This window comes from Streptomyces sp. NPDC053079 (assembly GCF_044546695.1).
Lineage (GTDB): Bacteria > Actinomycetota > Actinomycetes > Streptomycetales > Streptomycetaceae > Streptomyces.
Genome location: NZ_JBITZJ010000006.1, coordinates 414,339 through 439,538 on the forward strand (window position 1 = coordinate 414,339; position 25,200 = coordinate 439,538).

18 protein-coding genes are annotated in these 25,200 nt (G+C 75.0%); 15 read left to right on the forward strand and 3 right to left on the reverse strand.

Going from position 1 to position 25,200, the window contains the following annotated elements; genetic code table 11:
- Nucleotides 1–14 precede the first annotated feature (14 nt).
- Entirely contained in the window at nucleotides 15–767 is a 753-nt protein-coding gene (locus ACIGXW_RS24190) for an SDR family NAD(P)-dependent oxidoreductase (protein WP_399574962.1), read from the reverse strand.
- Nucleotides 768–875: 108 nt separating this feature from the next.
- Nucleotides 876–1,679 carry a putative protein N(5)-glutamine methyltransferase gene (locus ACIGXW_RS24195; protein ID WP_399574963.1) on the reverse strand — a complete coding sequence of 268 codons (804 nt, stop codon included), beginning with the start codon at nucleotides 1,677–1,679 and terminating at the stop codon, nucleotides 876–878.
- Between the two features lie 328 nt (nucleotides 1,680–2,007).
- Between ACIGXW_RS24195 and sbnB the strand changes: the two genes are divergently transcribed.
- From sbnB to ACIGXW_RS24250, 11 genes are all read left to right on the forward strand, one after another.
- Nucleotides 2,008–3,036 carry a 2,3-diaminopropionate biosynthesis protein SbnB gene (sbnB, locus tag ACIGXW_RS24200; RefSeq protein WP_399574964.1) on the forward strand — a complete coding sequence of 343 codons (1,029 nt, stop codon included), beginning with the start codon at nucleotides 2,008–2,010 and terminating at the stop codon, nucleotides 3,034–3,036.
- A gap of 41 nt (nucleotides 3,037–3,077) precedes the next feature.
- The gene (gene sbnA / locus ACIGXW_RS24205) at nucleotides 3,078–4,079 is read left to right on the forward strand and encodes a 2,3-diaminopropionate biosynthesis protein SbnA (RefSeq protein ID WP_399574965.1); all 1,002 of its coding nucleotides are present in this window, start codon (nucleotides 3,078–3,080) and stop codon (nucleotides 4,077–4,079) included.
- A gap of 78 nt (nucleotides 4,080–4,157) precedes the next feature.
- Nucleotides 4,158–5,972 carry a non-ribosomal peptide synthetase gene (locus tag ACIGXW_RS24210; RefSeq protein ID WP_399574966.1) on the forward strand — a complete coding sequence of 605 codons (1,815 nt, stop codon included), beginning with the start codon at nucleotides 4,158–4,160 and terminating at the stop codon, nucleotides 5,970–5,972.
- Between the two features lie 52 nt (nucleotides 5,973–6,024).
- Entirely contained in the window at nucleotides 6,025–10,026 is a 4,002-nt protein-coding gene (locus ACIGXW_RS24215; RefSeq protein WP_399574968.1) for an amino acid adenylation domain-containing protein, read from the forward strand.
- 7 nt (nucleotides 10,027–10,033) lie between these two features.
- Nucleotides 10,034–10,966 (forward strand): ornithine carbamoyltransferase, encoded by a 933-nt coding sequence (locus ACIGXW_RS24220; protein WP_399574969.1) that lies wholly within the window; start codon nucleotides 10,034–10,036, stop codon nucleotides 10,964–10,966.
- 63 nt (nucleotides 10,967–11,029) lie between these two features.
- Nucleotides 11,030–11,452, forward strand: a complete 423-nt coding sequence (gene panD / locus ACIGXW_RS24225; protein ID WP_360912454.1) for an aspartate 1-decarboxylase — start codon at nucleotides 11,030–11,032, stop codon at nucleotides 11,450–11,452.
- A gap of 332 nt (nucleotides 11,453–11,784) precedes the next feature.
- The gene (locus ACIGXW_RS24230) at nucleotides 11,785–13,785 is read left to right on the forward strand and encodes a BTAD domain-containing putative transcriptional regulator (protein ID WP_399574970.1); all 2,001 of its coding nucleotides are present in this window, start codon (nucleotides 11,785–11,787) and stop codon (nucleotides 13,783–13,785) included.
- 140 nt (nucleotides 13,786–13,925) lie between these two features.
- Complete coding sequence (locus tag ACIGXW_RS24235) at nucleotides 13,926–14,987, forward strand: hypothetical protein (RefSeq protein ID WP_399574971.1); 1,062 nt, start codon at nucleotides 13,926–13,928, stop codon at nucleotides 14,985–14,987.
- Entirely contained in the window at nucleotides 14,984–15,634 is a 651-nt protein-coding gene (locus ACIGXW_RS24240; protein WP_399574972.1) for a hypothetical protein, read from the forward strand. Before ACIGXW_RS24235 ends, ACIGXW_RS24240 begins: the two co-directional genes overlap by 4 nt.
- A 4-nt stretch (nucleotides 15,635–15,638) precedes the next feature.
- Nucleotides 15,639–16,292, forward strand: a complete 654-nt coding sequence (locus ACIGXW_RS24245) for an RES family NAD+ phosphorylase (RefSeq protein ID WP_399574973.1) — start codon at nucleotides 15,639–15,641, stop codon at nucleotides 16,290–16,292.
- Nucleotides 16,289–20,017 (forward strand): CHAT domain-containing protein, encoded by a 3,729-nt coding sequence (locus ACIGXW_RS24250; RefSeq protein ID WP_399574974.1) that lies wholly within the window; start codon nucleotides 16,289–16,291, stop codon nucleotides 20,015–20,017. Before ACIGXW_RS24245 ends, ACIGXW_RS24250 begins: the two co-directional genes overlap by 4 nt.
- Here ACIGXW_RS24250 and ACIGXW_RS24255 read toward each other — a convergent pair.
- Entirely contained in the window at nucleotides 19,998–21,917 is a 1,920-nt protein-coding gene (locus ACIGXW_RS24255; RefSeq protein ID WP_399574975.1) for a caspase domain-containing protein, read from the reverse strand. The two genes, ACIGXW_RS24250 and ACIGXW_RS24255, sit on opposite strands and share 20 nt — an antisense overlap.
- A gap of 181 nt (nucleotides 21,918–22,098) precedes the next feature.
- On the opposite strand from ACIGXW_RS24255, the gene ACIGXW_RS24260 reads away from it, so the two are divergent.
- From ACIGXW_RS24260 to ACIGXW_RS24275, 4 genes are all read left to right on the forward strand, one after another.
- Entirely contained in the window at nucleotides 22,099–22,572 is a 474-nt protein-coding gene (locus ACIGXW_RS24260; protein ID WP_399574976.1) for a hypothetical protein, read from the forward strand.
- 75 nt (nucleotides 22,573–22,647) lie between these two features.
- Entirely contained in the window at nucleotides 22,648–24,423 is a 1,776-nt protein-coding gene (locus tag ACIGXW_RS24265) for a hypothetical protein (protein WP_399574977.1), read from the forward strand.
- Complete coding sequence (locus ACIGXW_RS24270; RefSeq protein WP_071964682.1) at nucleotides 24,420–24,614, forward strand: hypothetical protein; 195 nt, start codon at nucleotides 24,420–24,422, stop codon at nucleotides 24,612–24,614. Before ACIGXW_RS24265 ends, ACIGXW_RS24270 begins: the two co-directional genes overlap by 4 nt.
- Nucleotides 24,611–25,189 carry a hypothetical protein gene (locus ACIGXW_RS24275; RefSeq protein WP_399574978.1) on the forward strand — a complete coding sequence of 193 codons (579 nt, stop codon included), beginning with the start codon at nucleotides 24,611–24,613 and terminating at the stop codon, nucleotides 25,187–25,189. Before ACIGXW_RS24270 ends, ACIGXW_RS24275 begins: the two co-directional genes overlap by 4 nt.
- Nucleotides 25,190–25,200: the final 11 nt, after the last annotated feature.

Here is a 25,200-nt window from a genome sequence, read left to right on the forward strand (position 1 = left end):
TCCGCCCGCGGCTTTCAGGTGATACGGGCGATCCGCTCCGCCAAGGCCTGGGGATCGGCCAGCCATTCGGCCCGGATCTCGAGGGCGAAGGGGTCGGGAAAGATGTCCGGCTCGCCCTCCTGCAGGCCGTCGAGCGTCGCCCGGGCCACCTCGTCGGGGGTCGCCCGGGGGAAATCGCCGAAAGTCGGCTCGTGGCCGATCACGTAGTCCATCATCGCGGTGTCCACCGGGCCGGGGAAGACGGCGTGGACGCTGATGCCGCGCGGCGCGAGGTCCTGGCGGACGGCCTGGGTCATGGAGAGCAGGGCCGCCTTCGACGCCGGATAGCCGCCGAGGGCGGGCGTCCCGCCGAACGCGCCGACGCTGATGACGTTGATGACCGCGCCGCCGCCGTTCGCCTCCACGACCGGCGCGAACGCGCGCATGACCCGCAGCGTGCCCAGGACATTGGTGCTCAGCACCTGCTCGACGAGGCCGAAGTCCATGTCGAGCAGGTGCCCCACGCCGTGCGTGGCCGCGTTGTTGACCAGGACCGTCACGTCGGGGGCCGCTTCGGCCGCCGCGGTGACGGTGTCCGGGTCCATGAGGTCCAGCGCCAGCGGAATCACCCGTCCGGCCTCCTCCGCGGCCAGCCGCTCCAGCTCCGCCGGACGGCGCACGGCGGCGTAGACGCGGGCCGCGCCCCGTTCCAGGAACCCGGTGAGCAGCGCGCGTCCGATGCCGCGGTTGGCACCGGTCACGAGCACGACAGAACCCTCGATCCGCATGGTGGTTCCCTTCCGCGGCGGTGGACCGTTTCTCCCCCTCAGGGGGATTTCACCTGACCCCTACCCCTTTCGCGCGGCGGTCGCCGGGCGCGGCGCGTCCCCGCCCGGTCAGGGCCGGGTGCCGATGACGACGGTGGCGTCCAGCTCGTCGCAGGAGACGACGCGCGTGGTCAGACCGCTGCGGGTGAAGGCCTCGATGGTCCGCGGCGCCTGGCGCTCGCTCGTCTCGATCAGCAGATGGCCGCCCGGGGCCAGCCACCCGGGTGCCGCCTCTGTCACGCGCCGTTGGACCGCGAGGCCGTCCGCGCCGCCGTCGAGCGCCACCTGCGGCTCGTGGTCGCGGGCCTCGGGCGGCAGCAGCCCGATGGCCTCGGTGGGGACATAGGGGGCGTTGGCGACCAGTACGTCGACGCGGCCGCGCAGCGTGGCGGGCAGCGGGCCGTAGAGGTCGCCCTCGTACACCCGGCCCCCGGCGGCGGCGACGTTGCGGCGCGCGCACCGCACTGCGGCGGGGTCGATGTCGGCGGCGTGCAGCTCGACCCGGCCCAGGGCGGCGGCGAGCGCGGCGCCCACCGCGCCCGAGCCGCAGCACAGGTCGAGGACCACGGCCTCCGGCGCGGCGGGGTCCCGGCGGGCGAGGCCGGCGGCCTGGCGGGCCAGGAACTCGGTGCGGCGGCGGGGGACGAAGACCCCGGGGTCCACGGCTATGCGCAGGTCGCAGAACTCCGCCCAGCCGACGACGTGTTCGAGGGGCAGGCCGGCCACGCGCCGGTCCACCATCGCGGCGAGTTCGGCGGGCGTACGGGCGGTGGACAGCAGCACGCGGGCCTCGTCCTCGGCGAAGACACAGCCGACGGCGCGCAGCCGGGTGACGACGGCGGAGCGCAGGAGGGAAGAAGAGAAGACGGACACAGGGAAAGACCTTTCGGGAAGCCACTGGGGCTCCCTCCGGTCACCTATGCCGGATCGACCACATGGCCGCAGAAGGGGAGCACCCGACCGAATACAGCGGTAATGGGTCCCACCTCCTTAGCTACGCCCACTGTTGGGACCGGTCACATTACCCGATCGCTCACGCCGGCGATCAAGGCGCCACAAGGAAGAGGCAAGGCGGTGCAAGGAGGACGCAAGCGAGGGTCAAGACCGGGGGCGGGAACGGGCCAGCGGAACGTCAGACGGTCCGCAAGGGGGCGGCCTTACGTTCGGGGCGAGCCGATCTCATCCCCCCAATGGAGTTCCCATGCCCGCAGCGGTCCCCTCGTTCGGCGTGATATCCGGCGCCCAGGTGCAGGAAGTCCTGACCGGACAGGAAAGGAAGATCGTCGAGCTGGTCGAGTCCGCCTACCGGCTGCACGGCGCCGGCGACACGGTCAATCCGCCGTCGTACTTCCTGCGCTTTCCCGACCGCCCGACCTCCCGCATCATCGCGCTGCCCGCGTCCCTGGGCGGGCAGTCGCCGGTGGACGGCCTGAAGTGGATCTCCAGTTTTCCGGAGAACGTGAAGGCGGGGATTCCGCGCGCCTCGGCCGTGCTGATCCTCAACGACCACGAGAGCGGATATCCCCTGGCGTGCCTGGAGAGTTCCGTCATCAGCGCCGCCCGCACGGCGGCCTCGGCGGCGCTCGCCGCCGACTGGCTGAGCCGTGACCGGGACCGGCCCAAGCGGATCGGATTCATCGGCAGCGGTCTGATCGCGCGCTACATCCACACCTATCTGGCCGGCACCGGCTGGTCCTTCGACGAACTCGGCGTGTTCGACCTGTCCGCCGAATCCGCCGACGGTTTCCGCGGCTATCTCGAGACGTCCTCCGACGGCGGCCGGATCACCGTCCACCGCAACGCGGAGAGCCTGATCCGCTCCTCGGACCTCGTCGTGTTCGCGACCGTCGCCGGGACCCCGCACGTCACCGACCCGGCCTGGTTCGCGCACCACCCGCTCGTGCTGCACGTGTCCCTGCGCGACCTCTCCCCGGAGATCGTGCTGGACTCCGTCAACATCCTCGACGACGTCGAGCACTGCATGAAGGCCGACACCTCGCCGCACCTGGCCGAACAGCAGGTCGGCAACCGCGACTTCGTGAACGGGACGCTCTGCGACGTCATGAACGGCACCGTGGAGATCCCGGCGGACCGGACCGTCGTCTTCTCGCCCTTCGGCCTCGGCGTGCTGGACCTCGCCGTCGGCAAGCACGTCTACGACGAGACGCTGCGCGCCGGCCGGCTGAACGTCGTCGACGACTTCTTCTCGGAGCTGCGCCGGCACGGATAGCCGCCATTCGGACCCACAAGCCGTTTCGAATGGAGGTTTCCGTGCCGATCGTCTCCCGTCCCGACGACTTCAACGTCGAGGACCTCTACGTGGACCTGCGACCCGCGTTCGCGTCCCCGCTGTACCTCAAGTGCGAGGGGTTCAACTTCGCCGGGTCCGTCAAACTGAAGGCCGCGACCGAGATCGTGGACGCGGCCGAGCGGGACGGCCTGCTGGCGCCCGACTCCGTCATCGTGGAGTCCTCCTCGGGGAACCTCGGCGTGGCGCTGAGCATGATCGCGGCCAGCCGGGGCTACCGCTTCCTGTGCGTGACCGACACCCGCTGCAACCTGGCGACGCGGCAGCTGATGGAGGCGCTCGGGGCCCGGGTGCACACCGTCACCGAACCCGACCCCGAGGGCGGGTTCCTCGGCGCCCGGCTGGCGTACGTACGGCAGTTGTGCGCATCCGACAGCCGCTACGTCTGGATGAACCAGTACACCAACCCCAGCAACTGGAAGGCGCACTACCGGCGCACCGGGCCGGCCGTCGCCCAGCGGTTCCCGGAGCTCGACGTGCTGTTCGTGGGGGCCGGCACCACCGGCACGCTCATGGGCTGCGCCCGCTACTTCCGCGAGACGCGGCCGGAGGTCACGGTCGTGGCCGTCGACTCCGTCGGCTCGGTCTCCTTCGGCGGCCCGGCCGGACCGCGCATGATCCCCGGGCTCGGCGCGGGGGTGCGGCCGCAGATGCTCGACGAGTCCTACGTGGACGACGTGGTGCTCGTGCCGGAGGTCGACACGGTCCGCGCCTGCCACCGGCTGGCCTCCCAGGGGTATCTGTTCGGCGGCTCCACCGGGACCGTCGTCAGCGGCGCCGTGCGCTGGCTGGCCGAGCACCGCCCGGGCGGCGCCACCACGGCGGTGGCCATCGCGCCGGACCTCGGCGAGCGCTACCTCGACTCGGTGTACCAGCCCAGCTGGGTGCGGGAGATCTACGGCCCGGGCGCGCTGGAGGAGTCGCCGCTCCCGGAGCGGGTCGCCGCGGCTCGCGCGGCCGGGTGAGCCCGGCCGGCGAAGCGCCCGGCGGAGCCCCGTCCCCGCACGTTCCCGACCTACGAACCAGAAAGCCGAGTGTCCGCGATGTCTGATGCGCTCTCCAGCCCGCCGTGGCCCCGGCGCGCGCTCCACGAGCTGGTCGCCGAACAGGCGGACCGCACCCCCGACCGGGTGGCGGTGCGTTGCGGCGACCGCTCGCTGACCTACCGGGACCTGGCTGCGGCCGGCCGCCGGGCCGCCGCCCGTCTGGCGGCCCGCGGGGTGGGGCCGGGGCATACGGTCGCGGTGATGGTCGACCGTTCCGTGGAACTGCCGGTCGCCCTGCTGGCGGTGCTCGCCTCCGGCGCCGCGTTCGTGCCCGTCGACCCCGGCTACCCCCGGGAGCGGCAGGCGCACATGCTGGCCGACTCCGGGGCCACGACCACGCTCACGGTCGGCCGGCTCGCCGGCCGGGCCGGCACGGCGGACGTCGTGGTGCTGGACGCGCCGGACGAGGACGAGGCGACGGCGGCCGCCGCCGACGCGCTGCCCGCCGTCGCGTCCGGTGACCTCGCCTACATCATGTACACCTCCGGCTCCACCGGCCGCCCCAAGGGCGTGGCCGTCGACCACGGTTGCCTGGTCAAGGGCGTGCTGACGATGGGCGCCGCGGTGCGGCTCGAGCCGGGCGACGTCTGGCTGTCGGTGACCTCCGCCTCGTTCGACCCCGTCCTCATCGAACTGTTCCTGCCGCTGGTCCACGGCTCCACCATCGTGATCGCGTCCGAGCAGCAGGTGCTCGACGGCGAGGCGCTGCACGAGGTGCTGGCCGCGAGCGGGGCGAGCGTGCTCCAGGCCACGCCGCTGACCTGGCGGATGCTGCTGGACGCCGGATGGGCCGGCGGCCTGCGGGTGGGGCTGTGCGGCGGCGAGACGCTCGCGCCCTCGCTCGCGGCGCAACTGGCCGCGCGCTGCGGGCAGGTGTGGAACATCTACGGGCCCACCGAGACGACCGTCTGGTCCACCGCCCACCTCGTCACCGGCGACGAGCGGGACACCGTTCCCGTCGGGCGCCCGCTGCCGGACACCACCGTCCGCGTCCTGGACGCGGAGCGGCGTGCGGTCGCGGCGGGGGAGAGCGGCGAGGTGTGGATCGGCGGCGGCGGGGTGACGCGCGGCTACCACGGCCGGCCCGAACTGACCGACGAGTGCTTCGTGGCCGACCCCTTCGGCCCGCCCGGAGCCAGGCTCTACCGCACCGGCGACCTCGGGCGGCTCCGCGAGGACGGCGCGCTCGAACTGCTGGGCAGGGCCGACCACCAGGTGAAGATCCGCGGTCACCGCGTCGAACTCGGCGAGATCGAGAACTGGTTGCAGGAGCACCCCTCGGTGGCGGGTGCGGCGGTGGTGCCGCAGCCGGACGGCGAGGAGCAGCGCCTGGTGGCGTACGTGCGCCCCGGCCGGGAGCACCTCTTCGACGAGGCGGGGCTACGGGCCCACGCGGCGCTCCGGCTGCCGCGGCACATGGTGCCCGGCACGTTCGTCCGGGTCGACGTCTGGCCGCGCACCCCCAGCGGCAAGATCGACCGGCGGGCGCTGCCCGTGCCCGCCGCCCCGTCCGCGGAAGCCGCCGCGCCCGCCGCCACGGCCTGGGACGACGAGCTGACGGCCGCGCTGGCCGGCATCTGGCAGGACGTGCTGGGCGCCGCGCCGGACGGCGTGGAGGCCAACTTCTTCGGCCTGGGCGGGCATTCGCTGCAGGTCATGCAGATGGTCAAGCGCATCAAGGCCGCCTTCGGGGTCCGCATGAACGCGGCACGGCTGATGCAGGCCCCCACGCTCGGCGAGCAGGCCGCCCTGCTGAGGGCCGCCGTCATGACCACCGGCACCCCGGACCCCGTACCGGCCGCCGAGCGGTAGCGGACCCCCCACCCCCCACGCCCGTACGACCGCCGCCGAAAGGTGACTGACCATGGAAACGGACCAGGCGCTCTCCCCGCTGCCCGCGATCCAGCGCCCGATGTGGCTCGCCTGCGCGATGGCGCCGGACGTGCCCGTCTACAACGAGGCCGAGTCCTTCCGGCTGACCGGACCGCTGGACCGCGCCGCGCTGGCCGGGGCGCTGGACGAGCTGTACCGGCGCCACCCGGCGCTGCGCACGGTCATGGTGGAGGGCGACGACCACCTGCCCCGGGTGGCGACGCTGCCGGACGGTCCCTTCCCGCTGGAGGAGGTGGACGTACGGGCCCCGGGCCGTTCGCTCCAGGAGGCCCGCGACCTCGGTGAGCGGGCCGCGCAGGAGGCCGTGAGCCGCACCTTCGACCTGGCCGCCGGGCCGTCGGCGCGGGCGTGCCTGGTCCGCTGCGCGGACGAGGAGTGGATCCTCGTCCTGGCCCTGCACCACCTGGTGTCCGACGGCGACAGCTTCCGGGTGCTCCTCGACGAGCTGGGCGAGCTCTACGCGGGCACCCCCCTGCCCGCCCCCGAGGGCGATCCCCTCGCGGCCCAGCGCTCCCTGGAGGTCCCGGCCGCCGACCCGTCGGCCCAGGAGGACCTGGCGTACTGGCGCGAGCAGTTGGCCGGCCTGCCCGACCGGCTGACGATCCCCACCGACCGGCCGTTGTCCGCCTACCCCGACGACCTCGGGCGGCGGCACGACCTGCCCCTGGACGAGGACTGGTTCGCGGGCGTACGGGCCACCGCCTCGGCCCTGCACGCCTCGCCGTTCGCCGTGGTGGCCGCGGCCGTCTCGGCCGTCCTGGCGCGGCTGGCCCGCACCGACGACGTGGTGCTCGGCACCACGGTCAACATGCGCTCCGAGGCCGAGGCGGAGGACCTGGTCGGCTACTTCATGAAGACCGTGCCGCTGCGGCTGCGCGTCGAGGAGGGCGGCCCGGCGGCGGAGCTCGTGCGCCGCGCCCAGGCGACGGTCCTGGACGCCATGACGCACACCGCGGTGGAGTACGACGAGATCGTCTCCGCGCTCGGCCGGCCCGGCGCCGGGCACGCGCAGCTGTTCCAGGTCGCGCTCGAACTCCACTACGAGGCAGGGGATCTGGACCTGCCGGGCCTCGCGGCCACCCGGCTTCCGCTGCACCCCGGGACGTCCAAGTCCGACTTCACCTTCCACTTCAACGCCGCCGCCGGCGTGCCGAGCTTCGTGGAGTACCGCACCGAGCTGTACGACGCCTCGACCGCCCGCAACCTCGCCGACGCCGTCGTCGTCCTGCTGGAGCAGCTGTGCGCCGGTGCGGACCGCCCCCTGTCGCAGCTGGCGCTCGGCGAGGGGCCCGACGCGGCGCTCGTGCGGCAGTGGGAGAGCGGGCCCGCCCTCGCCGCGGGCGGGCCCGTGCCGCTGCCCGACGCGGTGCGCGACCGCGCCGCGCTGCATCCCGAGCGGCCGGCCGTGGTGCACGGCGACGACGTCCTCAGCTACGAGGGGCTCATCCGCCGGGCCGATCTGGTCGGCGCCGCCCTCGCGGACGCCGGGGTGGCACCCGGGGAGGTCGTCGGCGTGTCCATGCGCCGCTCCGCCGCGCAGACCGCCGCGCTGTTCGGGACCTGGTCGGCCGGCGCGGTGTGCGCGGCGCTCGACCCGGACCTGCCGGAGGACCGGCTGCGCCGCATGATGGGCACGGTCGGCATCCGCACGGTCCTCGTCGACGCGGACACCGGGCGCCTGCCCGCCTTCGCCGACGTGCGCCGGGTCCCCGCGGACCTCGCGGCGGCACCGGCCGACGGGCCCGCCGCGGCGGTCGCCAAGGTGGCCCCCGACGACGTCGCGTACCTCATCTTCACCTCGGGTACCAGCGGCGCCCCCAAGCCCGTCGCCGTGCGCCACCTGAGCCTGACGGCCTTCGGGCAGGCCATGGACCGGCTGGTCTACGACCGGCTGTCCGGGCACGCCCGGGTGGCGGTCAACGCGCCGTTCTCCTTCGACGCCTCGTGGCAGGGCACCATGCAGCTGCGCGCGGGCCACACCGTCCACCCGGTGCCCGACGCGGTGCGGGCCGACCCCGAGGCCATGGTCCGCTTCCTGCGCGAGAACGCGATCGACGCGCTCGACGGCACCCCCACCCACATGGCCGCCCTGGTGGACGCGGGCCTGCTCGACCCCAGCGAGCACCTGCCCCGGGTGCTGGTGGTGGGCGGCGAGGCCGTCCCGCCCGGCCTGTGGCGCGAGCTCGCCTGCTCGGACGTCCACGCGGTCAACGTCTACGGACCGACGGAGTTCACCGTCAACGCCACCGGCTGGCCCATCGAGGACGCCGACGCGCAACCGGTCATCGGCCGCCCGCTGGCCGGGGTGACCGCACAGATCCTCGACGCGGCGCTGCGCCCGGTGCCGGTCGGCTTCCCCGGCGAGCTGTACCTGTCCGGTGCCCAGCTCGCCGTCGGCTACGCCGGCCAGCCGGAGCGCACGGCCGAACGGTTCTCCGAGGCGCCGGACGGCACCCGCCGGTACGCCACCGGCGACGTGGTGCGCCGGCGCGGCGACGGCACGCTGGAGTTCCTCGGCCGCCGCGACGAGCAGGTCAAGCTGCGCGGCTACCGCATCGAGCCGGCGGAGATCGCCGGCGTGCTGCGCGACGCACCCGGCGTGAGCGACGCCGCCGTGGTCGTCCTCGGCCAGGGCACCCCCTCGGCCGTCCTGCACGCCGCCCTCGTCCTGGCCGACCCGGCGCCGCCCACCGCCGCGATCCGCGCCCACGCCGCCGGCCGGCTGCCCGGCTACATGGTCCCCGCCTCCTTCTCCGTCCTGCCCCAACTCCCGCGCACCGCCAGCGGAAAGCTCGACACGGCACGCATCGCGGCCCACGCGGCCGCCACGCGCACCGGCGACGGGGAGCGGCGGGAGGTCGTCCGCCCGTCGACGCCCGGCCGGCGCCGCATGGCGGACCTGTGGTCCCGGCTGCTGGAGCGCGACGACATCGGCGAGGACGACGACTTCTTCGCCCTCGGCGGCAACTCGCTCCTCGCGAGCAGGCTCGTACGGCAGGTGGAGGCGGAGTTCGGCACCCGGCTGCCGCTGCAGACCGTCTTCGGCCGCCGCACGCTGGCGGCGATGGCCGACGCGCTCACCCCGGCGGCCACCACGGCCGGACCCCACGACGCGGCGGACGACGCCCTGGTGGTGCCGCTGTCGGCGAGCGCGGAACGCACGGGCGAGGCCGCGGCGGCCACGGTGCCGCTGGTCGTCCTGCACCCGCTCGGCGGGCAGCTCTTCCCCTACGAGCCCCTGCTGCGGCTGCTCCCGCCGGAGCTGCCCGTGTGGGGCGTCCGCTCGCCCGCTGTGGCCGGCGCGGGCCCGGAGCCGGCCGACGTGGCGGCGCTGGCCGTGCGGTACGCCGACGAGCTGACGCGGCGGCTGCCCGTACGACGCCTCGCGCTGTTCGGCTGGTCGCTGGGCGGCCTGGTCGCCCTCGCCGTGGCCGCGGAGCTGGAGGCCCGCGGCGTCGCGATCGACTTCGTCGAGCTGTGGGACATCTGCGTGGACGCCGAAGAGCCGCCCGGCGACCGGGAGTCGGTACGGATGGCGCTGCGCGCCACCTACGGCCCCGACACCGAGCGGGACCACCCCGGGGCCCACGCCGCCGTCCTGGAGCTGGTGCCGCACGGCACGCACGTGGACGAGGAGCTGCTGGCGGCGCTGCGGGAGCGGGCCCGGCCGATGGGTACGGACGCGGACGCGGCCGCCTTCCCCGGCGCCTTCCACCTGCTGCGGCACCAGAGCGAGATGTTCCGCGCCTGGGTGCCGGCCCCCGTCCGCGCGCCCCTGCACGCCGTCTACGCCGAGCCCAGCCTGCTCGACGGCAGCGTCGTGCGCACCGACTGGCGGCGCTTCACCTCCGAGCCGTGCACCGAGTCCACGGTGGCGGCCGGCCACTACGCCATGATGCGCCCCGACGCCGTCGCCGAACCGGCGCGGGGCCTGCTCACCCGCCTTGCCGCCCGACCCCCCTTCAGTGAGTGAGGACCCCATGCAGCGATCCACGCCCGCCCGGCGCCATGTGCTGTCCCTGACCGACCTGACCGACGACGAGCTGTACGCGCTGGTGCGCCGCTCGTGCGACTTCGCGCGCGACGCCGTCCCCCTGACCGGGCAGCTCGCCGGCAAGGTGGTGGGCACGTACTTCCGCACCACCTCCACCCGCACCCGCACCGCGTTCTCCGTCGCGGCGCTGCGCCTGGGCGCGCAGGTCGTGGCCTACGGCCCGGGCGACCTGCAGGAGAACACGGGCGAGAGCGCCGACGACACCGGCCGGGTGCTCGGCCTGATGCTGGACGGCCTGGTCGCCCGCACCTCGGCGAGCGCCGGGGAGCTGCGTGCGATCGCCGCGTGGGACACCATGTCCGTCGTCAACGCGATGACCGAGGACGAGCACCCCACGCAGGGCGTCACCGACCTGTCGGCCATGCTCGAGGCCTTCGGCAAGCTGGAGGGCCTGCGCGTCCTGTACGTCGGCGAGGGCAACAACACCGCCGCCGCGCTGGCCCTGGCGCTGACCCGCTACGCCGGCGCCGAGCTGCACCTGCGCACGCCCGCCGGCTACGGCCTGCCCGAGGAGACGATGCGCCGGGCACGGGAGTACGCCGCCGCGCACGGCGCCCTCATCGAGGAGCGGCACGACATGGACGACCTGCCGGAGGCAGACGTCGTCTACACCGCCCGCTGGCAGACCACCGGAACCTCCAAGGCCGACCCCGAGTGGCGCACGGTGTTCGCCCCGTTCCAGGTGAACGCGGCGCTCATGGAGCGCTGCCCGTCGGCGACCTTCATGCACGACCTGCCCGCGCACCGGGGCGAGGAGGTGACCGCCGAGGTCCTCGACGGGGACCGCAGCATCGCCTTCCGGCAGGCCGCCCACAAGCTGTACGGCGCGATGGCGGTACTGGAGTGGTGCCTGGCCTGATCACGACTCCCGCCCCCTTCACCCGACGTCACCACCACCCCCACCTTCGCCAAGGAGCGACCCATGTACCTGACCATGCTCAAGTCCAAGATCCACCGCGCCACCGTCACGCAGGCCGACCTCCACTACGTCGGTTCCCTCACCCTCGACGGCGACCTGATGGACGCCGCCGGTCTGCTGGCGGGCGAGAAGGTCGACATCGTCGACATCAACAACGGCAACCGCCTGTCGACCTACATCATCGAGGGCCCGCGCGGCTCGGGCATCGTCGGCATCAACGGCGCCGCGGCCCGCCTGATCAACACCGGCGACCTGGTGATCATCATCGCCTACCGCATGGCCCCCGAGGGCGAGGCCCACAAGGCCGTGCCCCAGGTGGTGTTCGTCGACGAGCACAACCGGATCACGTCCATGGGCGGCGACCCGGCCGACACCGGCGAGGTGGCCGGCGTGCGCCGCGGCGACGAGGTCCACGCCGGCGCGTAAGGCACGGCCGTACGCACCTCGGGCGACCGGTCACCGGGCCGGTCGCCAGGGCCGTCCGGGCCGGTCGCCGGGGCCGCCCGGCCCACCGCCGAGGGCCGCTGCCGCGGCCGCCGGCCGTATACCACTGGTGACGTTTTTACCCTTTCCGTGGTAGACGGTTGAACCATTCGGATGTCCGTTATAGGTCATGTACAGGGAGAACATCCCTGGGGTGACCGAGCGGAACGTGGATGAGGTGCCGAATGGGCAGCTTGGCGGAAATTTCGTGCTGGCAACAGACGAGGCCCGCTGACGGCGGGCAGGAGCCGAGCCGTGAGCCGAGCGAGGACACCATGGAATTCCGCGTTCTGGGGAGCGTTTCGGCATTATTCGGCCGCCAGGCGCTGGACGTGGGGGCGCCGAAGCAACGCGCCGTCCTGGCCCTGCTGTTGATGAACCCGCGCCGCGTGGTTTCCCTCGACGACATCGTGCGCCGCGTCTGGGGCTCCTCCCCGCCCGACCGGGCCACCGCCACCCTGCAGTCCTACGTCTCCCGCCTGCGCAAGAAGCTGGCGGCGGGACGGCGGGCCGGAGACGGCGACATCCTGCGCTACCGGGCACCCGGATACGTCCTCGCCGTCGACGACCAGCAGGTCGACGCCTTCCGCTTCGCCGAGGCGGTGCGGGAGGGCCAACGGCTCCTGGGCAAGGGGGCCTTCGAGGCGGCACGGCGGCGCTTCGGCGAAGCCCTCGCCATGTGGCGGGGGGCGCCCTACGAGGACCTGGCCGACTACGACTTCGCCCGCGACGAGTCGGCCCGCCTCGTGCAGATGCAGATGGCCGCCGTGGAGGGCCGGGCCGAGGCCGGGCTGGCACTGGGGCTGCACGAGTGCGTGGTGCAGGAGCTCGACCACGAGGTGCGCACCAACCCCCTGCGGGAGCGTCTCATCGGACAGTTCATGCGCGCGCTGTACTGGTCCGGGCGCCAGGTGGACGCGCTGGCCGTGTACGAGCGCACCCGTGTCCGCCTCGACGAGGACCTGGGCGTGGAGGTCAGCAAGGAACTGCAGGACCTGCACCGCGACATCCTGCGCCAGGAGCTGACGCCGGCGGTGCCCCCCGCGGCCGCGGAGCCCGCCGCGTCCCCCGCGCCCGCCCGGCCCGCCGCGACGTCCTGCGGCACGCCGGCCCCCCGGGCGACCGCCCGGCGCCGGCCCGGCGACCTCATCCTGATGCGTCCCGCGGCCCGCGAGAAGCCCGCCGGCTGCGGGCCCTTCGTCGGGCGCGGCGAGGAGCTGGACCGGCTGGCCGCCGCGGCCCGCGCCGCGAAGGAGGGCCAGGGCCAACTGGCGCTGCTGCTCGGCGAACCCGGCATCGGAAAGACACGTTTACTCACGGAGTTCGGCAGAACAGTCGCAGGGGACGGCTGCGACGTCCTGTGGGCGAACTGCTTCCAGGGGGACGAGACACCGCCGTACTGGCCGTGGACACAGCTCCTGCGCCGGCTGTCCGCGGCCCGCCCCGAGGGCTTCCGCCGCGCCGCCCACCGCTTCGACTCCGTGATCGGCCCCCTGATGACGGGCTGCGAGGCGGACCCCGACCCGGCCGACGCGCCGTTCCGCACGTACGACGCGGTGTGCCAGATCGTGCTGGAGCTGGCCGCCGAACGGCCCCTGGTGCTCTTCCTGGAGGACCTGCACTGGGCCGACGCCGCCTCCCTCTCCCTGCTGCGGCTGCTGGCCAGCGGGCTGCGGGGCGCCCCCGTCCTGGTCGTCGCCACCAGCCGCGAGTCGGACTCCGAGCTCGGCGGTGAACTGCGCCGCACCCTGGGCCTGCTGCTGCGCGAACCGGTCGTCCAGGCCATCCAGTTGGGCGGCCTGCAGCCGACCGCCGTGATCGAGCTGATGCGGGCCTCGGAGGACGGCCACCGGCTGCCGGGGAGCGCCGCGCAGCTGCGCACCCGGACCGGCGGCAACCCCTTCTTCCTCACCCAGCTGCTGCGCACCGAGGCCGCCGGTGCGGTGCCGCTGGCCGTCCGCGAGGTCGTACGGCAGCGGCTGGACTCCCTGGGCGCGGAGACCGCCGAGGTGGTGCGGGTGTGCGCCGTCGCCGGCGAGGGCGTCACCGCCGACCTTCTGGACGCGGTCCTGCCGCCCGGAACGCCCGTGGGGCACCGGCTGGAGGCCGCCCTGGGCTCGGGCCTGCTCCGGGAGGCGCCCCGCAGCCCCGGCGCGTACGAATGCGCCCCGCCGCTGGTCCGCGAGGCCCTGTGCGAGGGCCTGGGGGCCGTGGAGCGCGCCCGCGTCCACGGCCGGGTCGCCCACGCGCGGCGGCAGACGAGGGATGTGAGCTGACGGCCGCCGTGGCGCACGTGCGGACCCAAGGCCGGAATCCGCCCGGGGAGCGACCCTGATTCCGACCGGCCGCCACGGTTGAATGGGACGGAGGGCGACAAGAGTTGTGACCTGCCCGGCAGGGTGACATTCTTCCGTCCATGCCGAACGGCCCCGCCCCCGACCATGCCGCGATCCTGGGGGAGGTGAAGGCCGTGAGGCGTGCGGGCATCGTGCGGCTGCGCGAGCTGGACCTGCCCCTGCTCTCCCGCCTCGCCTCCGGCCGGCAGCCGGGCCCCGGCGCCCCCGCGGTGGAACGATTACTCACCACCGCCGTGTCCCGGCTGGACGGCGGCACCCTCCGGGACGCCGCCGCCTACAGCCTCGGCCTCGCCCAGGGCACCCGCGACTGGTCCGCCGCCGGCCGGCGCCGCCGGGCCGCCGAGGTGTACGGAGTGAGCGTCGAGCGGTTCCGCAAGCACCACGAGCCCATGGTGCTCGGACAGGTGGCCGAACAGGTGGCGCACGCGGCCGCCGAGGCGCCGCACGGGGACGCACGCCCAGCGCCCCTGATCGGGGAGACGCACCGCGAACTGCGCGCCGGCCCGTACCGGCTGACGCTGCACGTCCATCCCGTCGACCTCCTCAGGGACGTCGACGTCATCGTGGCGCCGGCCAACGTCTACTTCGCGCTCCCCGAGCCGTACAAGTCGTCGATATCGGCGTCGCTGCGGCGGGCCGGGGCGCTGCGCGGCCCCACCGGGGAGCTCATCGAGGACCGCGTCCACGACGAACTGCGGGCGTGGACCGTCCGCCACGGCGCCGCGGGCCGGGCCGTCCAGCCCGGGACCGTGGCGGTCACGGGACCGGGCGCGCTGAGCGCCCAGGGCGTACGGCGGATCCACCACGCGGCGGTGGCGGTGCCCCGGGCGGGCACGAACGACTACGACGTCCTGCCGGCGGACGTCACCCGCGCCGTCACCCGGTCGTTCGCCCTGCTCGCGGAGGAGTCCCCGCACGTCGCGCCGCCCCTGCGGTCGGTGTGCCTGCCGCTGCTGGGCGCCGGCCGGGGCGGCCTGGCCCCCGAGGTGAGCTTCGCGGCGGTGTGGGCGGCCGTGGAGGCCGAGTTGGCGCGGGGCGCCGAGTGGGAGGTGCACCTGGTGGTGCGGGAGCCCACGAGCGCCGAAGTGATCGTGCGGATGCTGGAAGGAGGACGGGCGTGAATCCTCAGGGGCCGTACGACCCGTACGAGGTGCTGGCGGCGGCCGCCGCCGAGTGGGACGCCGTCGAGCCGCTGCTCTCCCCGCGGGCGCGGCAGGCGCTGGCCGCCGCCCTGCGGCGGTTGCGCGGGACCCCGGCCGGGCGGGAGGCGGCCGCCCGCGACGCGGCACGGCTGCTGACCGACGCGATGCCGGACGCGGAGGGCGGGCGGCTCGTCGCCGCCGCGCCGCGGACGGCCTCGTCCGCGGGGTTCCGGGCCGAGGACCTGGCCGCGCTGGTGCTGGACCGCACCCGCATGGTCGGCCCGGTGCTCGGACCCGTGCGCGAACGGCTGCTGGCCGTACCGGCGTTGTCGGACGAGGTGGTGATCCGGCAGGGCGGCGACCCGTACGCCGCCGGGCTGATCAGGCTGACCGGCGAGGGCGGTGCGGTGCGGCTGCCGCGGTTCCAGTTCTCCGAGGACGCGCTGCCCTGGCTGGTGGTGCTGGAGGTCAACGAGCTGCTCGCCGCGGGCGAGGACCCCTGGGGCGTGGCCGACTGGTGGCTGTCGGACAACGCCTGGCTGGCGGCGCCCCCGGCGTCCCTCCTCGGCACGGGCCGGGACCACGAGCTGGTGGCCGTGGCGCACGCGCTGACGGACGGGGAGTGACGCGGTGCCCAACACGCAGCCCCCGGCCGCCCCGCCGGGCACGCCCGCCAAGGTGACCCTCCCCGCCGGCACCCCGCTGTTCCGGGTGCACCGCGGCGAGTGGCCCGCGACGTCCTTCAACCCGGTGCCGACCGGCCGGCTCTACGGCGGCGGGCGCTTCGACGCCACGGAGGACGACGGCTACGCCTTCCTCTACGCGGGCCTCACAGCGGCGTCCGCGGTGTGCGAGACGCTGTTGCGGTCCATACCGTTCGACTCCGCGGGGCCGCGTACCGTGCCCCGGGCGGCGGTGCGGGGCAGGCGGCTGGCCTTCCTGCGGCTGACCGCCGACGTGGACGTCGTCTCGCTGATGTCGGGGCGGGACCTGGCGGCGATCGCACAGGACTCCTGGCTCGTCCAGGCCGAACCCCACGACTACCCCTTCACCCGCACCTGGGGGCACTGGATCCGCCGCCACACCGACCCGTGGGCCCAGGGTTTCGTCTGGCCGTCGAAGCGGGAGCCCGCGGACCGGGTGACGGTCCTCTTCGGCGACCGCTGCCCGCCGGACGTCGTCGAGGAGAGCGGCGCCCCGCCGGTCGACTTCTCCACACCCGGTGGACAGGAGTGGCTCGACACCGTCCTCGGCCTCTACTACGCACAGGTGGGCCCCGCGTGACGCACGACGACCCCGGCCGCCCGCAGCGGCTCCTGCGGCTCGCCCGCGCCGCCGTCGCCGGCTACGAGGAGCTCCGTACGCCGGAGGCCCTCGACACCGCCCTGCGCAGCCTGCGCGAGGCCCTCGGCGGCCAGGACCCGGAGGGCCCGGACGCGGCCCTGGTGCACGAGCTGATCGGCGACCTGTCGTACGAGCGCTACGAACTCGGCGGCCGGCCACAGGACATCGACGCCTGCGTCGACCACTACCGGGAGGCCCTGCGCACCGCGCCGCCCGGCAGCGACCTGCCCCTGCTGCGCTTCGCGCTCGGCAACGCGCTCATGGACCGCGGCCGCGCCGCCGCGGACCGCGACCAGCTCGCCCAGGCGCTGGAGATGTTCGGCCAGGCCCTGGCCGGGGCCGGGGCGGAGGAGGGCGAGGAACCCGGCTGGTGCCGGCACGCCCGGGTGCGCGGCGTCTTCGTCCGCGCCCTGCTGTGGTGGCACTTCGACGACCAGACCCAGCCCGGCCCCGCCGAGGCCGAACTCAAGCCGATCCTGGCCGGGCCCGACGCCCTCGACGACCTCACGCCCCAGCTGCTGGACGCCTTCGGACGGCTGCTGTACGAGCGGGCCGCCCAGCGCGACGACGACGCGGGCCGCGACCGTGCCATCGGCCTGCTGCGGGAGGCCTTCCGGCGCTGGGAACCCGAGCACGACGGCCCCGTCGGCCCTGCCGCGCTGCAACTCGCGCTCCTGGAGCAGGCCCGCTACCGGCAGGACAAGGACACCGACCGGCTCCCGGTCGTGGCGGAGGCGGCCGCGCTGGCCCGGGACGGCGGCCTCGTCCCGGACGCCCGGGGCATGGCCGTGGTGGTCCTGGCCTGGGCGCGCGGCGAAATGGTGCAGCGCGGCACGGCCGAGGAGGACGAGGGCCTCCAGGAGCTGTCCCGGGAGGCGCGCGACGCCTACATGGAGCTCGCCCGGGCCGTGCAGGAGGGCCGTACCTCACCCAATCTCGACGACTCGCAGTTCGGCGCCCTCGTCAACGATCTGGCCGGCGGGTCCCGGCTCACGGAGGGCCTGCACCAGCTCTTCGCGCAGTGGGAGGCCATGGAACCGGGCAGCCGGGAGCACGGCACCTTCGCCGGGCACCTGCTCGGCAACCTCCCGATGCTCGACCCGCACGGCACCCACGTCAGCGCGCGGCAGCGCCAGGCCCTCACCGAGGCGGCCCTGGCGGTCGACCAGGACAACGCCACCTGGCAGGCGGCCGTCCGCAGCATGGCCGCCGGGCAGCGGATCCAGAGCGAGGCGGCGGGCGACGGCGCCGGCCTCGACGAGGCGCTCCGGCAACTGGACGAGGCCCGCGCGCTCACCGGCGAGCATGCCGAGCTGCGCGACGGCACCGACATGTTCCGCTGGTTCGCCTCCTTCACCCGCGGCCAGCTCCACGACGGCAGGGACGACCTCGACTCCGCCGTCGACGACTGGGAGCGGATGCGGGACAGCCCCGTCCTCACCCCGTACATGCGGCGCATGATGGACGGCCAGAACGCCGGCCTGCAGGCGCACCGCGCGCACCAGCAGGGCGACCTGCCTGGAGTCGACCGGGGCCTGGCCGTCCTGCGGGAGCTGTACGCCTCGCTCCCGGACGACGACACCTCCCGCATCGAGGTGTGGACCATGCTGGACAGCCTGCACGTCAAGCGGTCCGACCTCGCCCGCCGGCTGGGCGCGGCGCCCGCCGCGCCGCTCACCGGCCGGCCCACCACCGCGGAGCTGCGCCGACAGGCCGCCGCGCTGCCGCGCGACCACCACGCCTGGGTGCTCGGCTCCAGCGGCATCTCCCTCTACCAACAGGCCGGACAGAGCGGCGACATGCGCCGGCTGGACGAGGCGATGGTCCTGGTGCAGGACGCGCTGAAGCTGGCCGAGGACGGCAGCGACGACTGGCTGCGGTACGCCTACGTCCTCGGGACCGGCCACTGCGCCCGCGCTTCGGTGCTGCCGCACGAGCGCCGGCGCTCCCTCGACACCGGGATCGGATGGCTGGAGAAGGCTCACCGCCTGGCGGCCGGCCCCGGGCACCGGCTGTGGGCGGTGCTGGGCGTGACGCTGGGCCGGGCCTACCGCGAGCGCGGCGGCGGGGGAGGCGAGGACCGGCGCCGCGGCCGGCACGTCGGCCTGGACGCCCTGCGCGGGCACGCGTGGGCGGTGCTGCTGCAGTCCGGCACCGGGCATGCCGCCGAGGCCGCGGCCCAGGCCACCGAGACCGCGCTGGAGGTCGCCGGGTGGTGCCTGGCGGACGGGGCTCCCGAGGAGGCCGTGGCCGCCCTGGACGCCTGCCGGGGGCTGGTGCTGCACGCCGCGACGACCTCCCGCTCGGTGCCCGACCTGCTGATCGCCGCCGGCCGGGGCGAGCTGGCCGAGCGCTGGCGCGCGGCGGGCGGCGAGAGCGCGCCCGACGCGGCCGCCTGGGACGGCGACGCCGCCACGGGCGTGCCGAGCGAGCTGCGCCGCGCGGTCCTGGCCGCCCTCACAGGCCCGGACGGGGCCGCCGCGGGGCTGCTCGAGCCGCCGGAGCCGGAGGGGATCGGCGAGGCCCTGCGCTCGGTGCGGGCCGACGTGCTCGCCTATCTGATGCCCGGGCAGGAGGGCCGGGGCGGCTGGGCGGTGCTGGTCGACGCCGGGGGTGGCGTCCACTCCGTGCCGCTGCCCGCGCTGCGCGAGGAGGCCCCGGCCCTGGCGGAGTACGCGGCCGTGCCGGGCGCCGGGGTGCGGGACATGGGCCCGGCCTGGACCGGCGCGGCGCCGGGGGTCTCCCTGCGCAAGCGGCTCGACCGGCTGTGCGGCTGGGCCTGGTACGCGGCGGTCAAGCCCCTGCTGGAGACCGTCGGACGGCCGCCCAGCGGGCGCCGGCCCCGTCTGGTGCTCGTCCCCATGGGGGCGCTGGGCGTGGTGCCCTGGCACGCCGCCTGGTCGCCCGGTGACGCGGAGGGCTCCGCCCGTGCCTACGCCGTGCAGGAGGCGGAGATCTCGTACGCCGCCTCGGCCCGGCTGCTGTGCGAGGTGGCGGCCCGGCCCGCCGTCACCCACGGCGGCGCCGCGCTGGTGGTCGGCGATCCCACCGGGGACCTGGCGTACGCGGGCGAGGAGGCCGCGGCCGTGCACGGGGCCTTCTACCGGCAGGGCGGCTTCCTCGGGCCCGGCCGGGCGGGCACGGCCGACGTCCTGGGCTGGCTGCGCGATCCGGGCAACGCCGGGGGAGTGCTGCACCTGGCCTGCCACGGCATGGTCGCCCCCAACAGCCGCCGCAGCGCCTATCTGAAGCTGTACGACGGGGAGTTGTCGGCCGAGGAGCTGACCGAGGCGACGGACGGCGGCGACCGGGGCCAGCTCGAGCTGGTGGTGCTGGCGGCCTGTCGCAGCCATGTCTCCGGGCGCGGCCACAACGAGGCGTACAGCCTGGCGACGGCGTTCCTGGTGGCCGGGGCCCGGTCCGTGCTGGGTTCGCTGTGGCCGGTGCCCGACGACGCCACGTCCGTGCTGATGTTCATGGCCCACCACTACCTGCGCCGCGAGGGCGAGCCGCCCGGGCGGGCGCTGCACCGGGCCCAGCTGTGGATGCTGGACCCGGCGCGGCGGCTGCCGGACGACATGCCCGCCGCCCTGCGGCAGCGGGCGGCCGTCATCGACCCCGACGACCTGGCGTCATGGGCGGGCTTCACGCACCTGGGCCGCTGACCGGGGGGATCACCGTGCGTACGGGCACGGTGAGCACCGCCCACTGGCCGGGGGCGGTGCGCCGGGACGCCACGGCGTCGCGGTGCCCGGCCGCACCCGGTGCGGCCAGGTGGAGCACGCCGTCGGCGGCCGGGCCGTGGCCGGCGGCCCGGAAGCCGGCCGCCGGGTCCCAGGCCGGCAGCCGGAAGGGCACGGTGTTCAGCTCCCCTTCGGCCACGATCAGCTTCAGCCAGTCGCGCACGAAGGCCCCGGGGACCTCGTCCCGGGAGGCGGGCAGGGACAGCTCCACCGGCTGTTCCCCGTCGAAGGCGTGGCCGGTGCCGCCGGGGCCGATGAAGTGGCCCTCGTAGAGGGCGGTGTCGCAGCCGTGGCTGTCGGTGAGGTCGAGCAGGACCGCCCACAGGGGGCGGCGCGAGCGGTTGCGGATGCGGATGGACACCTCCGGCCGCCGCCAGGCGCCGGGGCGCCCGGTGTAGCTGCAGACGATCTCGCCGTGGCCGTCGGGCGTCAGGGGGGAGGCGTCCCCGTAGGGCGTCCAGGGGGCGATCTCCAGGCGGAGCTGTCCGGCGAGGGGCGAGCCGGGGTTGTCCAGGTCGCGCAGCTGGTGCCAGCGGGCGAGGTGGACCAGGCAGCGGGCGACGCGGCGGGCGTCGTCGGGGCCGGTCAGCGGCAGGTCGGGCACGGCCGCCGAGCCGTCCCTGCGCATGACCCGCGCCCGCCCGGCCCCGGCCGCCACCCGCAGCAGCATGCCGTGCTCCCCGCCCGGTCCCAGGAGCGGCGAGGGCGCTCCCCCGGGGCCCGCGGTGGCCAGCGCTTCCGTCACGAGCGGCGCGTCCGGGCCTTCCAGGCGCACCGAGACCGGCGGCAGGGCCAGGGACGACAGGGCCACCGGGTAGGTCCTGGCGGGGTCCGGCTCCCACGCCCCGGGGTCGACGAGCGTGCGCTCGGCGCGCACCGACCGGGCGCGGACGACGGGGGAGGGCGGGGCCGGGTCGGTGTCGTCCGTGACGGTGAACTCGGTGGCCAGCGCCGGGCCTTCGCCTCCGCGCAGTCCGTGCGCGCTCCCGCAGTCGACCTCCCAGCCCTCCCGGCCGTGGCGCAGCAGGTGTGGGGCGGGCGGTCGCACCAGTCCGCCGAGGACGGGGGTGTCGGCGACGCCGCCGGGTTCGGCGGGGAAGAGCACCGGGTGCTGGTGCTCGCGCTCGCTCTGCACCCGGCCGTGGGCGCCGGCGAGCACCTCCCGGTACGTCGCCGTGGGCGGGGCGGCGCGCAGGGCGTCGAGCAGGGCGCGGGTGAAGATTCCGTGCCGTCTGTCGTCGAAGTCCCGTTCGTAGGCGACCTGGTCGAGGCGGCTGCCGGCCAGGAGCACGTGCCGGGGAGGGTGGGACGGCCCGGCCACGTCCTTGACGGCCGCGGACCACTCGGCGAGGGGCGGGGCGTAGCGGGCCGCGGCTCCCGGTTCGCGGGTCCCGCCGCCGGAGAAGCAGCAGTCGAGGACGGCGGCCACGTGGGCGCCGCGGGCGGCGACGGCGTCGAGCAGTGCCCCGAGGCGCTTGTCCGGTAACGCCTCGTCGGCGCAGACGATCGCCTGGCACCGCCCGGTGGCCTCGATCAGGAGGTCTTCCGGTCTGCTCACGGCGTATTCGGTGCCGTGGCCCGAGAACCAGAGCAGGGCGGTGTCGCCGGGCCCCGCCTGTCCCAGGTGCCAGGTGATCGCGTCGGCGACCGCCCCGGCCGTCGCCCCGCCGTCCGTCAACTCCTCGATGACGGGTGGCGCCCCCAGCCGCTCGCGCAGCCAACCGCGCGCCGCCGCGATGTCGTTGAGGCATCCGGCGAGCGGTGGAAGCGAGCGCTGGGCATAGTCGTTGATGCCCACCAGAAGTGCGTAGACCGTTCCCATGCGGCAGAGTCTGGCAGGCACGTCAGGGCGACGCCGGGTCGCCTTCGGGGCTTTCTCCGGGCGCATTCCGGTTCCGGCTCCCACGGTGGCCGATCTTTCGCCATACTGGCGATCCGTCAACGACCACTGTGGTCACCTGATTACCTTCTGCATCACGCGTACCCATGACATCGGGGGAACCATGGGATCCATCGAGCGACCGCGCCGGGTGGTCCGCCCGGCCTTCGGCGCCGCCGGCCCGAAGAGCCCCGCGACCGCGCGCACCACGGCTCCGGCCGCCGCCCCGCGCCCGGCGCGCGAGCGCTACGGACCGCGCGGCCAGGGGCTGCGCGACGCGGTGCGCCGGCTGGACGCGCGCCTCGACGCCGCCGCCTTCCGGGAGCTGACCGGCCGCATCCGCGACGAGTACGCCGACGCGTTCGGCGACGTACCGATCGGCTTCGTCGCCCAGTGCCACCTCGGCCCGCCCTACGTGGACCACAGGCTGAGCCTCCTGCACGAGATCATCGACCACTTCGCCCCCGGTCAGCCCATGCCGGACCCCTTCTCGGGGGCGCGGATGCTGGTGCGCACGGGCCATTACGCGTACGTCGAGGTCTACGCGAGCGGCACGCTCCTGCCCGTGCTCGAGGACGGCACCGTCGTCCGGCCCTGACGGCCGCGGACGGCAACACACCGCGCTCTCCCCGGAGCGCCACGCACTGACGAACGGAACGAGGAAGGGGGAGACATGTCCGAAGTGGACCACGTCCTGCGCTCCCAGGTGGACCGGGTCAATCGGCTCGTGGTGCAGCTGCAGGAGCAGGTCGGCGCCGTGTCCGGGCAGGTCAACGCCGTAGGAGCCGCCACCCAGCAGGCGCGCGGCGAACTCCAGCAGCTGCGGGACGAGTTCCTCGCCTTCGCGCGGCAGACGAAGCTGACGGCCAACGTCCAGCTGGCCCAGACGCGCGTCGGCGTCGTGCAGGACAAGATCCAGCACGAGTTCGGCCACCACAAGAAGGTCCGCCGCACGGCCGTGGGCATGCTCCAGGCGTTCGACACCGGGCTGGTCTCGGAGGAGGTCGTCCGCAACGTCAGCGACGAGCTGATGATCCAGTCGCCGCGGTACTGGCTCGCCCCCGCCCTGGTGGCGCTGGCCGCCTGGTCGGCGGACGACCGCTCGCTGTGCGACCGCGCGGTGGAGGAGGCGTTCCGCCGCTCCCCGGCGCGTACGTCGCTGCTCTTCGCGCTGGTCCTGCGCCGGCAGGGCCGGCAGGAGACGTCCGTGCGCTGGCTGCGGCACTACCTCCGCGCGCAGAACCCGGCCGAGCTCGGCCGCGAGTTCGCGGTGATCCTGGAGTCGATCTCCCAGGGCGCCTTCGGCGGCGCGGGCCGGGAGCTGCTGCGCACGACGCTGGCCCAGTGGCGCGAGGCGCTGCTCGACGACGAGTCGGCCGACGACGCACAGGTGGCCCGCTGGCGGGCCGAGGTCGAGTCGCTGCGGGGGCCGTCGGCCCAGCAGGAGTTCCCGCGGCTGGCGGCCGTCTCCCCGCAGTGGGCGCAGCTGGACGCCGCGCTCGGCGCCGCCCGGGCCCAGCGGGCGCTCCTCGACAAGTACAGCGCCATGCTGGCCCGCGAGGACCGTCCGTCGCAGCGGCTGGAGGACGCCGTCGACGACATCCTGGACCGGCTGGTCTCGGAGTACGACACCGAGGAGCTGCCGCACCGCCGCGAACTGGCCTACCAGGAAGCGGTGATCTCCCACGGCGGGGACGAGGACGCGGCCCGCAAGGCCGCGGACCTCGACCACGCGGCCCTGGAGGAGACGCTGGACTACCTCACCGTCCAGACGACCTCCGCCCTGACCCCGGCGGCGATCGGCGCCTCCCCGGCCACGCAGCGGCTGTCCGTCGCGGCCTGCGCCGACTGGTTCGCCCGGGCCCACGCGGGCTTCAGCCGTGACTACCAGGCGTCGGTGCCGGCCGACGTCCAGGCCCACTTCGCCACCCAGCACTCGCTGGGCGCCCAGACGTTCAACCTGCCGCCGTGGACCGGGTCGTTCACCACGCCCCCGGATCAGCTGGAGCACTCCCTGGTGGCCCACTGGGACCACCACACCGCCGCGCTGATCGCATCGCTGGCCTACCCGCTGAAGAGGAAGCTGATCGGCCCCGCGGCGGTGTCCGGGGCCGTGCTCCTGCTCTTCATGGGGCTGAACGCCTGGTTCGCGATCATCGCGGCGCTGATCGTCTTCGGTATCTGGGGCGGCGTCCTCTACCAGAACGCCGACCGGGCCCGGAAGCACCAGCACAACGTCCGCGTCACCCTCGAGGCCGCCAAGCACGACTCGGTCCTGCACCTGCGGGGCGCGTACGCCGAGCTGCGGGACTGGCAGAGCCGCTACCAGGAGGCGGACGCCCTGATGCCGAAGGCACGGGAGCTGATCAAGGAACTGGCGACCGCGCAGCACGGCGCGTCGCCGTACGACGGCCGCGTCGTGAGCGGCACCGCGGAGGGAAGCGCATGACGACGGACGGGTACGGGCAGGGCATCGGAGCGGTGCGGCGCCCCTCGGCGGGCAACCCTTGGTCCGCACCGGTGAAGCCGGCTGCCGAGCAGGTCACCTCCCGGCTGCGCCGGCTGGTGGCGGACCTCCCGGACTGGGAGCCCCTGCCTCCGGGGGAGATCGTGGTCCGCCGCCCGGGAAGCGGACTGTGACGTTCCTGTGGGGTGGCGGGGGCGGCGCCTACGACGTGTGGGCCGGCCACCTGGAGCGATGGGCGACGGGCGCCCCCGACACCGAAGCGGCCGCCCTCCCCGCGCTCCGGGCGGAGGACTTCCCCCCGGACGCCTGGGAGCGGCTCATGCGCCGGATCGGCGACGCCCTCCAGACGCGCCTGCAGTCATGGGCCGACGCGCTCACGGCGGCGCTGTCGGCGTGCGGCGACGAGTTCTCGGCCGGCAAGGCGCTGGCCCAGGCCCGTAGCGGCCTGCACGCCGTACGGGCCCTCGCCGCCCACCCGGGGCTGCCGGAGGAGGTGCGCGCCGGCCTGACCGACGTGGTGGACCGCCAGATCCGCACCCTCCAGCACGACCAGGAACGCGACGCACGGGAGCACCACGACCCGCGCCGCGGCGAGGCGCGCCTGCGCACCCTGCGCGACAACCCGCTGACCGCGGTCGTCGGTGAACCGCCGGCGGCCGCCGCCGGCGGGCAGGGCGGCGTGCGCACCTCCGGATGGGACCACGACCCCACGACGCCCGCCCGTCGCCGCGTCATCACCAACCTCTGAAGTCAGCGAAG

What these genes read in the sequence shown, in the direction of transcription:
- ACIGXW_RS24270 (WP_071964682.1), top strand. Translation starts at nt 24,420, where the DNA reads ATGACGACGGACGGGTACGGGCAGGGCATCGGAGCGGTGCGGCGCCCC.
- ACIGXW_RS24215 (WP_399574968.1), top strand. Translation starts at nt 6,025, where the DNA reads ATGGAAACGGACCAGGCGCTCTCCCCGCTGCCCGCGATCCAGCGCCCG.
- ACIGXW_RS24255 (WP_399574975.1), bottom strand. Translation starts at nt 21,917, where the DNA reads ATGGGAACGGTCTACGCACTTCTGGTGGGCATCAACGACTATGCCCAG.
- panD (WP_360912454.1), top strand. Translation starts at nt 11,030, where the DNA reads ATGTACCTGACCATGCTCAAGTCCAAGATCCACCGCGCCACCGTCACG.
- ACIGXW_RS24235 (WP_399574971.1), top strand. Translation starts at nt 13,926, where the DNA reads ATGCCGAACGGCCCCGCCCCCGACCATGCCGCGATCCTGGGGGAGGTG.
- ACIGXW_RS24220 (WP_399574969.1), top strand. Translation starts at nt 10,034, where the DNA reads ATGCAGCGATCCACGCCCGCCCGGCGCCATGTGCTGTCCCTGACCGAC.
- sbnB (WP_399574964.1), top strand. Translation starts at nt 2,008, where the DNA reads ATGCCCGCAGCGGTCCCCTCGTTCGGCGTGATATCCGGCGCCCAGGTG.
- ACIGXW_RS24190 (WP_399574962.1), bottom strand. Translation starts at nt 767, where the DNA reads ATGCGGATCGAGGGTTCTGTCGTGCTCGTGACCGGTGCCAACCGCGGC.
- ACIGXW_RS24265 (WP_399574977.1), top strand. Translation starts at nt 22,648, where the DNA reads ATGTCCGAAGTGGACCACGTCCTGCGCTCCCAGGTGGACCGGGTCAAT.
- ACIGXW_RS24210 (WP_399574966.1), top strand. Translation starts at nt 4,158, where the DNA reads ATGTCTGATGCGCTCTCCAGCCCGCCGTGGCCCCGGCGCGCGCTCCAC.
- ACIGXW_RS24260 (WP_399574976.1), top strand. Translation starts at nt 22,099, where the DNA reads ATGGGATCCATCGAGCGACCGCGCCGGGTGGTCCGCCCGGCCTTCGGC.
- ACIGXW_RS24230 (WP_399574970.1), top strand. Translation starts at nt 11,785, where the DNA reads ATGGAATTCCGCGTTCTGGGGAGCGTTTCGGCATTATTCGGCCGCCAG.